Raw genomic sequence first — 14,623 nt, 5'->3', positions numbered from 1 at the left:
ATGGATGCCGCGACCAAGCCCCCATGGACGGGTTCACGGCGTCCCCCTCAACCGGACCCACCCCGCCAACCTTCAGGAAACTGGCTTTTGCTCTGGCTCTGGCTTGAAGGCTTCGGCGGGTGCAGGGCTGCAAGCCCTGCCGAACACCCCCAACCCTTACTGCAACAGCGAGCGCAGCATCCAGGCGTACTTCTCGTGGGTCTGCAGGCGCTGGGTCATCAGATCCTCGGTCGGGGCGTCGTCCCCTTTGGCCGCCACGTCCAGGACTTCACGTGCCGTACGGCATACCGCTTCGTTGGCGACCACCAACTGGCGTACCATTTCACGCCAGTCCGCACTGTCGGTCAGGCCCGGTTCCTCGACGATCGAGGTCAGCGCAGCGAATTCCCGGTAGGAGCCCGGGGCATTGAAGCCCAGCGCGCGGATGCGCTCGGCCACGTCGTCCAGTGCCGCCCACTGCTCGGTGTACTGCGTCTCGAACATGGTGTGCAGCGAGTTGAACATCGACCCGGTCACGTTCCAGTGGAAGTTGTGCGTCTTCAGGTAGAGCGTGAACGCATCGGCCTGGAAGCGCGACAGACCGTCGGCGATCTTCTTGCGGTCGCCCTGGGTGATCCCGATATCGATGTTCGGCGCCGACGGTGCCGCCGCTGCAAGCTTCTGCTTGCCGGTCTTGGCCTTGGTCGTGCTTTTGGTCTTCGCCATGAGGTTCCTCCTTATGGAATCGTTGGCCTTCACAATAAACCGGTCGTGATGACTGGTCGCTTTCAAAGTTTTGAACGAACCGATTGATGAACTCTATCGATAAAAATCCATCGCCCCGCCTGCGCCAACAGCGCGCCGCCATCGACGGCGCCATGAGCCGCGACCGGGGCCGTTTGCTGGGAATGCTCTCGCGTTGCCAGGCCAAGCCGCAGGATGCGGCACTGGCCGCTACTTTCGAGCAGGCCTTGCAGGCGTCGGTGCAGCGCCGGCAGGTGCGGGCGCAACAGCAGCCGTCCATTACTCTGGACCCGCAGCTGCCGATTGCGCGTGAAGCCGACGCGATCATCAAACTGATCCGCGACCACCAGGTGGTGGTGATCGCCGGTGAAACCGGTTCGGGCAAGACCACCCAGCTGCCGAAACTGTGCCTGGCCGCAGGCCGTGGCCAGGCCGGCATGATCGGCTGCACCCAGCCGCGACGGATCGCCGCACGTGCGGTGGCCAGCCGCGTGGCGCAGGAACTGCAGAGCGAACTGGGCCAGCTGGTGGGCTACCAGGTACGCTTCAATGACAAGGTCAGCGACGACAGCCGCATCAAGTTCATGACCGACGGCATCCTGCTGGCGGAGATCGCCAGCGACCGCTGGTTGTCGAACTACGACACGCTCATCGTCGACGAGGCACACGAACGCAGCCTCAACATCGACTTTCTGCTGGGCTACCTGAAGCAGCTGCTGCGCAAGCGCCCGGACCTGAAGCTGATCGTCACTTCGGCCACCATCGACACCGAACGCTTCGCCCAGCATTTCGACAACGCACCGGTGATCAGCGTCGAAGGCCGCACCTACCCGGTGGAAGTGCGCTACCGCGCGCTGGAAGGCGAGGGCGAAGACCAGGGCGAACGCACCGTCAACGATGCCATCGTGTCGGCTGTCGACGAGATCACCCGCCTGGACGCACGCGGCGACGTGCTGATCTTCCTGCCGGGCGAGCGCGAGATCCGCGATGCGCACCAGTCGCTGGAACGGCGCAAGTACCGCAATACCGAGGTGCTGCCGCTGTACGCCCGCCTGTCCAACCAGGACCAGGACCGGGTGTTCAACCCCGGGCCGAACCGGCGCATCGTGCTGGCCACCAACGTGGCCGAGACCTCGCTGACGGTGCCACGCATCCGCTACGTGGTCGATCCGGGCTTCGCCCGCGTCAAGCGCTACAGCCCGCGCAACAAGCTGGATCGCCTGCACATCGAGCCGATCTCGCAGGCCAGCGCCAACCAGCGCAAGGGTCGCTGCGGCCGTATCGCCGAAGGCATCTGCTACCGCCTGTACGCCGAGGCGGATTTCCAGGCGCGGCCGGAGTTCACCGATCCGGAAATCCGCCGTTCCAGCCTGGCCGGCGTGATCCTGCGCATGCTGCAGCTGGGCCTGGGCCGCATCGAGGAGTTCCCGTTCCTGGAGGCGCCGGACGAGCGTGCCGTTGCCGATGGCTGGCAGCAGCTGACCGAGCTGGGCGCGATCGATGCCGAGCGGCGCATGACCACCATCGGCAAGCAGATGGCGCGCCTGCCGGTGGACGTGAAGCTGGCGCGCATGCTGGTGGCCGCACAGGCTGCAGGCTGCCTGCGGCCGATGCTGGTGATTGCCTCGTTCCTGGGCATCCAGGACCCGCGCGAACGCCCGCCGGAAGCGCGCGGTGCCGCCGACAACGCGCATGCGCAGTTCGCCGATGGCCGCTCCGAGTTCGTCGGCGTGCTGCGCCTGTGGGATGCCTACCGGCAGGCCCACGAAGACCTGACCCAGTCCAAGCTGCGCGACTGGTGCGGACGTCATTTCCTCGGCTTCCTGCGCATGCGCGAGTGGCGCGAGCTGCATCGCCAGCTGCGCCTGCTGTGCGAGGAACTGGGCTGGAAGGAAGAAACCACCGATGCCTCGATGGCACCGCTGCTGGCTGGCAGCAGTGCGCCGGCCCCAGCGCGTGATGATGCAGCGGCGGTGAAGGCCACCCGTGGCCAGCTGCACCGCGCCGCGCGCTTGGCCCGCGAAGGCAAGGCCGAGGCCGCACCGGCCCCGGTGGCCGTGCGCGAACAGAGGGAACAGGCGCCGGCTGGCGGTGGTTTCAGCGAGCGTGTGCGCGCGGCCGCCTACCAGACCCTGCACCGTGCACTGGTGGCGGGCCTGCCGACGCAGATTGGCCATCGCACCGAGAAGGGTGATTTCCAAGCGCCGCGCCAGCGCCGCTTCCTGCCGTTCCCGGGCTCGGCGCTGTCCAAGCGCCCGCCGCCGTGGCTGCTGGTGGCCAACCTGCTGGACACGCAGAAGGTCTGGGGCATGACCCTGGCCGCGATCGAACCGGACTGGGTGATTGCCGAGCTGCCGCACCTGCTGCTGCGCAAACACTTCGACCCGCACTGGTCGCGCGCGCAGGGCCAGGTGTTGGCCTCCGAGCAGATCAGCCTGTTCGGCCTGGTGCTGGCGCCGAAGAAGCCGGTGCACTACGGCCGCATCGCGCCGGGCGAGGCGCATGATATCTTCGTGCGCCAGGCCCTGGTGACCGGCGAGATCAATACCCGTGCCAGTTTCGTCGCCGACAACCAGAAGGTGCTGGAGGTCGCGCGCGAGGAAGAAGCCAAGCTGCGCCGCGCCGGCATCGTTGCCGACGAAGACTGGCAGGCACGCTGGTACCTGGACCGGGTGCCGCCGCAGATCCACTCGGCGGCGGGACTGGATAGCTGGTGGAAAGGGCTGGCGCCGGAGCAGCGCAAGGCGCTGCACTGGTCGTTGGCAGACCTGTTGCCCGGTGAGGGCAGCGAACAGGAACGCTATCCGAAGTACCTGGCGCTGGGCCAGGCGCGCTTGCCGCTGCACTACCGCTTCGAACCGGGGGCCGACGACGATGGCGTGACCCTGGACGTGCCGCTGCACCTGCTCAACGCATTGGATCCGGTGCAGCTGGGCTGGCTGGCGCCGGGCTTTGTCGCCGACAAGGCCTCGGCACTGATCCGCAGCCTGCCCAAGGCGATGCGCCGCAACTACGTGCCGGCGCCGGACTTCGGTCGCGCGTTCTACGAGGCCTTCCCGCAGCCCAGCGCTGATGCCATCACTGGCGAGCTGGCGCGTTTCCTGTCACGTGCGACCGGCGCGACGGTGACCGCACTGGATTTCGAGCCGGGTTCGATCGAGCCGCACCTGCACATGAACCTGCGGCTGCGCGACGAACAGGGCAAGGTGCTTGCCACCTCGCGTGATCTGGAAGCGCTGCGCGCGAAATTCGGTGGCCGTGCTGGCGATGCCTTCGCCGCGCGTGCCGGGCGCGAGATGGCGGCTGACGGCCTGCGCACGTTCCCGGCCACGCCGATTCCGCTGCAGGTACCCGGTGAAGCCGGCGTGCCGGCCTATCCGGCGCTGCTGGACGAGGGCGACAGCGTGGCGCTGCGCATCTTCGCCGATCGCCAGCAGGCGCAGGACGCCCATCCGCTGGGCGTGCGCCGCCTGCTGGAGATCGCCCTGGCCGAGAAGGTGAAGCAGGCACGCAAGCAGTTGCCGGTCGGTGCCAAGACCGGCCTGTTGTATGCCGCGATCGAATCGCAGGAGCGGCTGCGTGGTGACCTGGTCGATGCGGCGATGAACGCGGTGCTGGCCGAGGGCCTGGAGGAAATCCGCGATGCGACGGCGTTCGAGCAGCGTCGCGAACACGCCGCCAGGGCCCTGTTTGGCGAGGCGATGTCGCGGCTGAAGCTGGCCGAGACCATTCTGGCGCTGGTGGCGGAGCTGAAGCCGATGCTGGAAGCGCCGTTGATGGGCTGGGCGCGCGGCAACCTGGACGACATGGAAGCGCAGCTGGCCGGGCTGATCCACCCCGGCTTCCTGCGCGACACGCCGGCCGACGCGCTGGCGCAGTACCCACGCTATCTGAAGGCGATGATCCTGCGCACCGAACGTGCCAAGCGTGATCCGCCGCGTGACCAGGCGCGCATGCTGGAACTGCATCCGTTCCTGGAAGCGCTGGAGGCGGGCGAGCAGCAGGGCCTGCGTGATCGCCCGCAATGGCAGGCGCTGCGCTGGGATCTGGAAGAACTGCGGGTATCGCTGTTCGCGCAGGAGCTGGGTGCACGCACCGGTATCTCGGCGAAGAAGCTGGCGCAGCGCGTGGCTGCATTGCGCCAGGCCTGAGCGCGCCACGGTCGCCCCGCCGGGCGACCGTGGCCGGCCGGGCAGGGAGCCGGCATGGCCGGAATGCCCGGGCGTTACTTGGTGCGGCGAACCTTCGGCTGCACGTTCACCCCGTCCACCTTCATATACCAGGCGCCCATCACCCCTGGGCGCATGCTGACGCCCGGGGCGTCCTTGCGGCCACCGGAATAGTGCGTGGCGTCTATCTGCTCCCACTCCTGGCCGTTCTGCAGCACGTAGCGGCGGCCCTGGCCGAATCCACGGAATTCGCCCTGCAGGTTGCTTTCGATCGGTTCGCTGCTGCCGAAGTCCAGGAAGCCGCGGTTCTTCTTGATCACTTCCTGGCGGCCTTCTTCGCGCGCTGCGGCGACGGCCTGGGTGGTGGCCGCCTCGACCTTGCCCTGCAGCCAGCGGTTGAGCGTGGCCAGTTCACCGGCACTGAGCTTGTCCAGGCCGGCGGCCTTGAACTCGGAGGGCGACATCTGCTGCTGCAGGTCGCCCTCCACCACGCGCTGGGCCAGCGCAGGCGCGGACAGGGACAGCAGCACGGCGGCACAGGCCAGCAGCCGTGGACGGACGCGCGGGGCAATCGAAGGCATGGCGGGTCTCTCCTGGGTGTGTGGGCGAGTGTAGCGGCATGTCTTCATGCCGGGTGATGGTGGGTGCAGTGATTGTCCCTGAACGGCGCCGGCGCTAGTGTAGGGGCCTCTGTCTTGCCTGCTCGATGCTGTGAACCGCGCTTCCGTCCCTGGCCTGGATGCCTTGTTGAACCGTCCCTCGGCAGCGGTGCTGCCTGCTCCGCTGCGCCAGGCCCTGCGTGAGCATTGGGAAGCGCCGGATTGCGAGCACCAGATGCGTGCCACCTGGTCGGTGCTGGGCGATACCCTCGATGCGCTGGCGATGCTCTCGGCCGATGAAGGCGCAGTGGTGGCCGCATTGCTGTTCGACCTGCCGGGCCTGCGCGCCAGCCTGGACCAGCTGCCGCTGGGCAACCACAAGGCGGCGGTGATCGGCCTGCTGGATGGCCAGGATGCGGCCGACCCGGTGTGGGCGCTGCACGCCGGCCGTGAGGCGGGGCGCAACAGCGAAGGCCTGCGCCGGCTGCTGCTGGCGATCATCCGCGACCTGCGCGTGGTGCCGATCCTGCTGGCACGGCAGCTGGCGCGGATGCGCGCGGCCGACAGGCTGGACGAGGAGCAGCGCCGCGCGCTGGCCCAGCTGACCCGCGACATCCACGCGCCCCTGGCCAACCGGCTGGGCATCTGGCAGCTGAAGTGGGAGCTGGAGGACCTGGCGTTCCGCCACCTGGAACCGGAAACCTACCGCCGCATCGCCCGCGAGGTGGATGAAACCCGCATCGCCCGCGAGCGTTACGTCGAGAACGTCAAGAAGGTGCTGTCGCGCGAGCTGGTCGCCCAGGGCATCAAGGCCGAAGTCAGCGGCCGCCCGAAGCACATCTACAGCATCTGGCGGAAGATGCAGAAGAAGCGGCTGGCCTTCGACCAGCTGTATGACATCCGTGCGGTGCGCGTGATGGTCGACGACGTCGCCGCCTGTTATGCCGCGTTGGGCGTGGTGCACGCGCTGTGGGCACCGGTACCCAGCGAGTTCGATGATTACATCGCCAGGCCCAAGGCCAATGACTATCGCTCGCTGCACACCGCCGTGGTCGGCCCGGAAGGGCGCACCATCGAAGTGCAGATCCGTACCCACGAGATGCACTCGCAGGCCGAGCTGGGCGTGGCCGCGCACTGGAAGTACAAGGAAGGTGGCAAGGGCGCGGAGAAGTCCTTCGACCGCAAGATCACCTGGATGCGCCAGTTGCTGGAACAGGCGCAGGACGGGCAGGGCAATGAACTGGCCGGGGCACTTGATGCCGAGCTGACCGAGGACCGGGTCTATGCGCTGAGCCCGAAGGACGAGGTGCTGGACCTGCCGCAGGGCGCTACCCCGCTCGATTTCGCCTACCAGGTGCATACCATGGTCGGGCACCGCTGCCGCGGCGCAAAGGTCAACGGCCGCATCGTGCCGCTGACCTACCGCCTGCGCAGCGGCGACCGCGTCGAGATCCTGACCGGCAAGGAGGCCGATCCGCGCCGCGACTGGCTGATGCCGGCCAACGGCTTCCTGGCCAGCAACCGCTCGCGCGAAAAGGTGCGCAGCTGGTTCCACAAGCTGGACCGCGCGCGCAACGTGCAGGCCGGTCGCGAGCTGCTCGAGCGCGAGCTGAAGCGGCTGGGCCTGCAGCACGCGGACCTGGCCGTGGCGGCGAAGAAGTTCCATGCCGACAGCGTCGATGACCTGTACATCCAGGTGGCGCTGGGCGATACCGGCCCGAACCAGGTCAGCCGTGCGCTGCTGGAGGCGGAGCGTGCCGCCAGCCAGCCCGCGCCCGCACCGTCCCTGCCGCGGCCGACCGCGCGCCGCGAGAACCTGGGCAAGTCCAAGTTCACCGTGCAGGGCGTGGGCAACCTGCTGGTGCAGCTGGCACGCTGCTGCCAGCCGGTGGCCGGCGAGCCGATCATCGGCTACCTGACCCGTAGCCGGGGTGTCACCGTGCATCGTGCAGACTGCGCCGCGCTGGCCCGGCTGGCGGCCAGCAGCCCGCAGCGCATCCTGCCGGTGGAGTGGGGCCAGGCCGGGGGCGGCTACGAGGTGGACGTGGTGGTCGATGCGGTCGATCGCCGCTGGCTGCTGAAGGACATCACCAACCTGATCGCCCAGGAAGACGCCTACGTGCTCGACATCCACAGTGACAACGTGCGCAACAGTGGCCGTGCCCACCTTCGGCTGCGCCTGAAGGTCAGTGACTACGGGCAGTTGTCGACGCTGCTGGGCAAGCTCGATGCGCTGCCGGGCGTGAGCGAGGCGCGTCGCCTCGGCTGAGCTTCACGCTGCCCCGGCTACCCTGCACGCATGGAACGCGAGCCCCCGCATCGCCCGCATGGCGCTGAACATCCTGCGCTGGACCGCGTCCGTCGCGAGGGGCGTTGGTGGTGGCTGCAGGCGCGCCATGCGCGCCGGATCTGGCGCTGGGCGCTGCTCGCAGCGCTGGCCGTGTTCGTGCTGCTGGTCCTGCTGCGCAAGCCGTTGGCAGACTGGTTCTGGGATGAGCCGCAGATCGAACAGCTGCTGGCCGAGGGGGATCGTGCATTGGCGGCTGGGCGCCTGAGCGATGCCGATGGCAGTGGTGCGCGCGAGCGCTACCAGGCGGCGCTGGCGCTGGACGGTGATCGCCCGCAGGCGCGCCAGGGCCTGGCCAATACCGGCGCGGCAGCGCTGCAACAGGCGCGCGATCGCCTGCAGGCGGATGACCTAGACGGCAGCGCGCAGGCTCTGGCACTGGCCCGTGAGCTGCAGGTGCCGCAGGGCGACGCCGATGCGGTTGCCCGCCAGTTGCAGGCGCGACGCAGCGCCGGAGCCGGTATTGGTGCGTTGTTGGCACAGGCGCGTAACGCGTTCGCGGCCGGACGCCTGGATGACGGCGACAACAGTGCGTTGCCCTTGTTCCAGCGCATCCTGGCCCTGCAGCCGGACAACCTGCCGGCGCTGGAAGGGCGCGAAGATGCGCTGAGCGACCTGCTGCTGCAGGCACGCACGCTGGCGGAGCGAGGGGAGTTGGCCGAGGCGGCCGCGCTCCTGCGTCGTGCCCGTCAGTTCGATGCTGGTCATGCCGATCTACCGGCGAGCGAGGAGGCCCTCGCGCGCGCCGCCGACCGGCGCCTGCGGCAGGCGCAGCGTGCGTTGCGACGGCAGCAGCTGGAAGCTGCGGCCAAGGGCTTCCAGGCGGTGCTGGTGGTGGCCGCCGATGATTCCAATGCCCAGCGCGGGCGTGAGCAGACCCTGCAGGCAGTGGTTGCACGCAGCCAGAAGTCCGCCGACGACTTCCAGTTCGATACGGCGCAACGTGATGCGGCCCTGGCGGCGGAGCTGGGGGCTTCGCAGGCAGTCCGGCAACAACTGGCGCAGCGCCTGCAGCGCGCGCAGCAGGCGCAGCGGGCCCTGCAGCAGCCCGCGGTCAGCACGGCGCAGCGCGAACGCCAGCTGCGCGACCACCTGCGGAAGATCGAACGTGCCGAGCGCGCGGGGCAGTGGATCAGCCCACCCGGGCACAGCGCGTTCGACGCGTTGCGCGAAGCCCAGTCGCTGGCTCCCCGCGATGCGCGGGTGAAGGCAGCCGCCGCACGCTTGCTGCCCGCCAGCCGACGCTGCTTTGACGACAATCTGCGGCAGAACCGCGTGCAGGCGGCAGGCGCCTGCCTGCAGGCCTGGCAGACCCTGTCACCGACCGCAGCCGGACTGCCCTCGGCGCGGCTGCGGTTGGCCCAGCGCTGGCTGGCGATCGGCAGCGAGCGGCTCGGCAACGGTGACCTGGCCTTCGCCGCGCATGCCGCCGAACAGGCGCGGTTGCTGCAGCCGGATCTGGCCGAACTGCCGGCGTTTGAAGATCGCCTGCGCCGCGCCGGTGGACGGGCGGACTAGGCGAAGAACACCCGCTGCACGGTCGCACGGGCGGCTTCGAGTGAGAAATGTTCGGCGACGTTGGCCAGGCCAGCATCGGACAACTGCTGCCACAGCTGCGGGTCCTGGTACAGGCGGACCACCGCATCGGCGAAACCGGTAGCGTCATCGGCCACCAGTACGTCCTGGCCGGGATGCAGGTGCATGCCTTCCACGGCGCAGGTGGTACCGACTACCGGTTGGCCATGGGCCATGCTCAGGTTGATCTTGCCTTTTACGCCGGCACCGAACCGCAGCGGTGCGATGGCAATGCGCGCGCCGTCCATGTAGGGCGTGATGTCTTCGACGAATCCGTGCATCTGCACGCCGGGGTGGCGTGCGGCCAGTGCCAGCAACGATTCCGGCGCCGCGGCGCCGATGCAGTGCAGGCGTACCTCCGGTAGCCGGGCGCGGATGTGGGCGAAGACCTCGCCGATGAACCACTCCATCCCGTCCAGGTTCGGCGGATGGCGGAAGCCACCGACAAACACCAGATCGTGTCGTTGCTCGTAGACGGCGCCGGCGCCGGCAACCTCGTGCAGGTTGGAAATCAGTTCCACCCGTACCCGCGGCGCATCGGCCTGCAGCTGCTCCCGTTCGGCCGCACTGACCAGCACGGTGATGTCGCACTGCTCCATCACTGCCAATTCACTGCTGCGGGTGCGTTCTGCTGCGCGCAGCAGCGCCGTATCACCGGCCACTTCGGCACCGCGGCGTTCGCGCAGGTAGTGCAGGTCGACCGTGTCGAACACGGTTCGTGCCTGCGGCGCATAGCGCTTGAGCAGGGGCAGGCACTCGTGGGCGACGTGGTGGCGCACCAGCATCGCCACGTCGAAACGCGACCCATGGCTGCGCAGCCAGCCGGCCACGCCGTCCAGGAAGGGGGCGTACCAGACTTCCACGCCCATCCGCTGCAGCGCCTCGGTCGCCGCGCCGGCATGCTCGCGCCGGGTCGGGACGAATACCACGTGGGCACCGCCCTGCAGCAGCAGGCGGATCAGATTGACCTGGCGCAGCGACCCGGAATCGCGATCGGGCTGCGGTACTTCCTCGTCCAGGATCAGCACCTGGCGCCGGCCGCGCAGCAGCAGCGCTGGCGACGGCACTGCGCCGACCGCCGGATGGCGGGCCAACTCGGTGGCCCAGCGCGCGGCGAAGATGGCCTGGTTGCGCACCTGGTAGGCCTTAACCCCGCTGCCGGTGTCGGTGCCGTTGCTGGTGCCTTCGTCGTGGATCACCCGGCTGGCCGGCTGCACCAGCACGCGCAGGCCCTGTGCACGCACGCGGAAGGCCAGGTCGGTGTCCTCGTAGTACGCCGGCCTGTAGCGGGTATCGAAGCCGTCCAGCTGCTGCCAGAGGGTACGCGGCAGCATCAGCGCCGCACCGGAGCAGTAGTCGACGTCGCGCAGGCTGGCAAAGCGCGGGTCGTCAGCGGCCTCGAAGCGGCCATAGCTCCAGCCACTGCCATCGGCGAAGATCACTCCGCCCGATTCCTGCAGGCGGCCATCGGGATACAACAGCTGGCTGCCGACCAGGCCGGCGTCGGGGACGCTGCCGAAGGTGTCCAGCAGGGCGTCGAGCCAGCCCGGCTGCGGCACCGTATCGTTGTTGAGCAGCACCACGTAGCGGCCGCGTGCGCGCGATACACCCTCGTTGCAGGCTTCGATGAAGCCGCCGTTGTGCGCACGCACCTCATAGCGCAACCCCGCCACCTGCGGCATCCACTGTGCGGTGGCGTCGCTGCTGCCGTCATCCACCACCAGGATCTCGCACGCGGCTGCGGGCGGGTGTGCCGCCAGGGCGCGGAGGCAGGCCAGGGTGTGGCCGACATGGTTGTAGACCGGGATGACGATGCTCACCTCCGGCGACTCGCTGAACGGCACCGTGAAGGGGGCGAAAGCCTGTGCTGGCGGCAGGAACAGGGGCGTGCGCGGCGCGGGAACGGCGCGCTGGGTGTGCACGCGGATGCGTTGCCAGGTGGCCCGCCACCCGCGGGTGCGCAGGCTTGCCAGGCTCCGGCGGGCCAGGCCCGACAGGCGGTTGATCAGGTATCGGATCTCGGCCAGGGACATCGCCATCCGGTTGCAACTCCAGCTTAAGCAGGGGAACCCGGGAGAATTCGCCAGCCGCAGTGGCTGGGGTAGACTCGCCAGACCCTACATTCTCGCATTCCCGTGCCCCGACGCTACGATTCCGACGACATCGACGATTTCGACGACGACCAGCAGGACAGCGGTCCGCTGTGGCGGCGCCGGCTGATCACCTGGAGCATGGCTGCGGTCGCATTGGGATTGGGTTTCCTCATTCCCTATACGCTGTACCTGAATCAGCAGGTGACCCAGCGTTTCGGCGAGCTGCGCTGGCAGATTCCGACGCGCGTGTATGCGCGCCCGCTGGTGCTCACCCCCGGCGAGGCGATGGATGCGTCCACGCTGAAGACCGAACTGGCCGCCTCCGCCTATCGTGATGACGGGCAGGGCAAGGAGCCGGCCACCTATGCGGTGAACGGCGGTCGCTTTGTGATCTCCAGTCGTGGCTACAACGACGTCGATGGCCGGGTGGCGCCGCGCCGGGTGGAGCTGTCGCTGGCCGATGGCGGCGTGGCCTCGCTGCGCGACGCCGACAGCCGCAAGGCACTGAAGGCCGCGCGGCTGGATCCGGCGCGCATCGCCACGCTGTACGGCCAGAAGCAGGAAGAACGCCGCCTGATCCGCATGGACGAGGCGCCGGACCTGCTGGTGACCGGCCTGCAGGCAGTGGAAGACAAGGACTTCAACCGCCATCACGGCATCGACCTGTCAGGCATCGCGCGCGCGGTGTGGGTGACGATCCGTTCCGGTGGCCAGAGCCGCCAGGGCGCTTCGACGCTCACCCAGCAGCTGGCCCGCAGCGGCCTGCTTGGCATCGGCAAGGAACAGACGCTCACCCGCAAGTTCAATGAGGTGCTGTACGCGCTGATCATGGAAGCGCGCTACGACAAGCGCACGATTTTCGAGGCGTATCTCAACCAGGTGTACCTGGGCCAGCGTGGCAGCCAGGCGATCCATGGCATGTCCTCCGGCGCCGAATTCTGGTTCGGGCGTGACCTGCAGTCGCTGGAGACCGAGCAGATCGCCCTGCTGATCGGCCTGGTCAAGGGGCCGTCCTTCTACGACCCGCGGCGCAACCCGGAACGCGCGCTGGATCGCCGCAACTTCGTGCTGGGCAAGCTGCACGACGCCACGCTGATCGACGATGCCGAGTACCAGCGCGCGCTGAAGGCTCCGCTGGGCGTGCCCAAGACACCGGGCCTGGTGGCTGCCAACCGCTTCCCCGCCTACGTCGACCTGGTCCGCCGGCAGCTTGCGCATGACTATCCGGAATCTGCGCTGCAGGGCGCGGGCCTGAGCGTGATGACCGGCATGTCGCCGTCCGCGCAGGCCTATGCCGAAGGCGCGGTGACCCGCACCATCAAGTCGCTGGAAAGCCAGCGTCGCCCTGAGCTGCAGGCCGGCATGGTGCTGACCGACGTGCACAACGGCGACGTGCTGGCGGTGATCGGCAGCCGTGAGGTGTCCGAGGTCGGCTTCAATCGTGCGATCGAGGCGCAGCGCCCGGTCGGTTCGCTGCTCAAGCCGTTCGTGTACCTGCTGGCCCTGGCGCAGCCTGACCGCTATTCGCTGGCCAGCTGGGTCGATGATTCGCCGGTGACGGTGCAGCTCGGCCGCGGCCGCAACTGGAGCCCCGGCAACGCCGACAACCGCAGCCACGGCACGGTGCGCCTGATCGATGCGCTGGCGCATTCGTACAACCAGGCGACGGTGCGCTTGGGCATGCAGGTCGGCCCCGAGCGCGTGACCCAGCTGATCCATGTGCTGGCCGGCATCAAGGCCGAGGCCAATCCGGCGGTGATCCTCGGCTCGACCGACCAGAGCCCGTATGCGATGGCGCAGCTGTACCAGTTCCTCGCGTCCGGTGGTGAGATCCAGCCGTTGCACGCCGTGCGTGGCGTGCTCGATCCGCAGGGCAAGCTGCTCAAGCGCTACGACAAGACCCCGGCACCGGCACAGGAAGGCGATTCGATTGCCGCCAACCTGATCAGTGTCGGCCTGCAGCAGGTCGTCGCCAGCGGTACCGCGCAGCGGCTCAATGCTGATGGCCTCGGCCGTCTGCAGCCAGCCGGCAAGACCGGCACCACCAACGATGGCCGTGACAGCTGGTATGCCGGCTACACCGGCGACCACCTGGCGGTGATCTGGATCGGCAACGATCAGAACCAGCAGGCCGGCCTGTATGGCGCCACTGGCGCGATGCGGGTCTGGTCGGGCATCTTCCAGCGCCTGCCGAGTGCGCCATTGCGGGTCAGCAACAAGGGCCTGGATTGGCAGCCGGTGGCTCCCACCGGTCTCAACAGCACCGATGAAGGCTGCCCCGGCGCGCGCCGTTTCCCGTTCGTGGTGGGCTATGCGCCTGCCTATGCGCCGTGCGCGCCGGCCGCGTCGCCCGAGGGGCAGGGCGAGGCTGAAGGCGAGGGCGGTGGCTGGCGCAGCTGGTTCGGCCTGGACCGCAAGCCGGAAGCACCCGCCGAACCTGCCGCCACCCCTTCTCCCCCGAGCCGATGATGCCGATGAACATGCGTACCCTGCTGCAGCCCCTGGCCCTGACCGGCCTAAGCCTGGCCTTGGCCGCCTGCGTGAGCAGCGCGCCGCCGGTAGTCAAGCCGGTCGATACCACCACGCCGGCGCAGCGCCTGGCGGCCGTGGATGCTGCAGCGGGTCCGGACGACAAGGAACTGTCGGTGCAGCCGCTGCGTGATTCGCAGGTGGAAGACCTGAGGCTGGCCGCACAGGCGCAGCGCCAGGCCAACGACCTCGCCGGTGCCGCCAGCAGTCTGGACCATGCGCTGGAGATCGTGGCCGGTGACCCGGCCGTGCTGCAGGAGCGTGCCGAACTGGCGCTGCTGCAGGGGCAGTGGGCACAGGCGGAGACGTTCGCGCGCAAGGCCGTGGATCTGGGCTCGAAGACCGGGCCGCTGTGCCGCCGGCACTGGGCGACGATCGAGCAGTCGCGGCTGGCCCGGGGCGAGAAGGAGAATGCGGTGTCGGCGCATGCGCAGATTGAAGGCTGCACCGTGCCGGGCATCAAGCGGTACTGAGGTATTCCACTCCACCGGGCGCTGCCCCCTCTGCGGCGCGCGCACTGATGGATGCGGGTGATGGGCCGGGCGGGTGGGGCGTGCAGGACACGCCGTAAACCCATCCATGGGGGCT

8 protein-coding genes are annotated in these 14,623 nt (G+C 68.7%); 5 read left to right on the top strand and 3 right to left on the bottom strand.

Features of this window, described 5'->3' with window-relative positions:
- Positions 1-156: 156 nt before the first annotated feature.
- A complete protein-coding gene (locus tag HMPREF3114_RS20400; RefSeq protein ID WP_005418469.1) occupies positions 157-705 on the bottom strand; it encodes a Dps family protein in 549 nt (182 codons plus the stop codon).
- 86 nt (positions 706-791) lie between these two features.
- Between HMPREF3114_RS20400 and hrpA the strand changes: the two genes are divergently transcribed.
- Entirely contained in the window at positions 792-4,874 is a 4,083-nt protein-coding gene (hrpA, locus tag HMPREF3114_RS20395; RefSeq protein WP_053500610.1) for an ATP-dependent RNA helicase HrpA, read from the top strand.
- Positions 4,875-4,948: 74 nt separating this feature from the next.
- On the opposite strand, the gene HMPREF3114_RS20390 is transcribed toward hrpA, so the two are convergent.
- Positions 4,949-5,473: a hypothetical protein gene (locus HMPREF3114_RS20390; RefSeq protein ID WP_053500608.1), complete on the bottom strand. Its 525-nt coding sequence runs from the start codon at positions 5,471-5,473 to the stop codon at positions 4,949-4,951.
- A gap of 130 nt (positions 5,474-5,603) precedes the next feature.
- Here HMPREF3114_RS20390 and HMPREF3114_RS20385 point away from each other — a divergent pair, with 130 nt between their 5' ends.
- A complete protein-coding gene (locus HMPREF3114_RS20385) occupies positions 5,604-7,760 on the top strand; it encodes a RelA/SpoT family protein (protein WP_053500606.1) in 2,157 nt (718 codons plus the stop codon).
- Between the two features lie 30 nt (positions 7,761-7,790).
- A complete protein-coding gene (locus HMPREF3114_RS20380) occupies positions 7,791-9,356 on the top strand; it encodes a hypothetical protein (RefSeq protein WP_053500604.1) in 1,566 nt (521 codons plus the stop codon).
- On the opposite strand, the gene HMPREF3114_RS20375 is transcribed toward HMPREF3114_RS20380, so the two are convergent.
- Positions 9,353-11,452 (bottom strand): glycosyltransferase, encoded by a 2,100-nt coding sequence (locus HMPREF3114_RS20375; RefSeq protein WP_053500602.1) that lies wholly within the window; start codon positions 11,450-11,452, stop codon positions 9,353-9,355. The genes HMPREF3114_RS20380 and HMPREF3114_RS20375 overlap by 4 nt on opposite strands.
- A gap of 96 nt (positions 11,453-11,548) precedes the next feature.
- Here HMPREF3114_RS20375 and mrcB point away from each other — a divergent pair, with 96 nt between their 5' ends.
- On the top strand, positions 11,549-13,975 hold the full coding sequence (mrcB, locus tag HMPREF3114_RS20370) for a penicillin-binding protein 1B (RefSeq protein WP_070490527.1): 2,427 nt from the start codon (positions 11,549-11,551) through the stop codon (positions 13,973-13,975).
- Positions 13,972-14,508: a hypothetical protein gene (locus HMPREF3114_RS20365; protein ID WP_050562713.1), complete on the top strand. Its 537-nt coding sequence runs from the start codon at positions 13,972-13,974 to the stop codon at positions 14,506-14,508. The genes mrcB and HMPREF3114_RS20365 overlap by 4 nt, the downstream gene beginning before the upstream one ends.
- Positions 14,509-14,623: the final 115 nt, after the last annotated feature.

Source organism: Stenotrophomonas sp. HMSC10F07, from assembly GCF_001807895.1.
In the GTDB taxonomy this organism is placed as follows: domain Bacteria; phylum Pseudomonadota; class Gammaproteobacteria; order Xanthomonadales; family Xanthomonadaceae; genus Stenotrophomonas; species Stenotrophomonas sepilia.
This window is presented reverse-complemented; position numbering and strand designations above follow the sequence as displayed.

Excerpts from the sequence above, each read along its gene's own strand:
- hrpA (WP_053500610.1), top strand. The coding sequence starts at position 792 with ATGAACTCTATCGATAAAAATCCATCGCCCCGCCTGCGCCAACAGCGC.
- HMPREF3114_RS20380 (WP_053500604.1), top strand. The coding sequence starts at position 7,791 with ATGGAACGCGAGCCCCCGCATCGCCCGCATGGCGCTGAACATCCTGCG.
- HMPREF3114_RS20400 (WP_005418469.1), bottom strand. The coding sequence starts at position 705 with ATGGCGAAGACCAAAAGCACGACCAAGGCCAAGACCGGCAAGCAGAAG.
- HMPREF3114_RS20365 (WP_050562713.1), top strand. The coding sequence starts at position 13,972 with ATGATGCCGATGAACATGCGTACCCTGCTGCAGCCCCTGGCCCTGACC.
- HMPREF3114_RS20390 (WP_053500608.1), bottom strand. The coding sequence starts at position 5,473 with ATGCCTTCGATTGCCCCGCGCGTCCGTCCACGGCTGCTGGCCTGTGCC.
- HMPREF3114_RS20375 (WP_053500602.1), bottom strand. The coding sequence starts at position 11,452 with ATGGCGATGTCCCTGGCCGAGATCCGATACCTGATCAACCGCCTGTCG.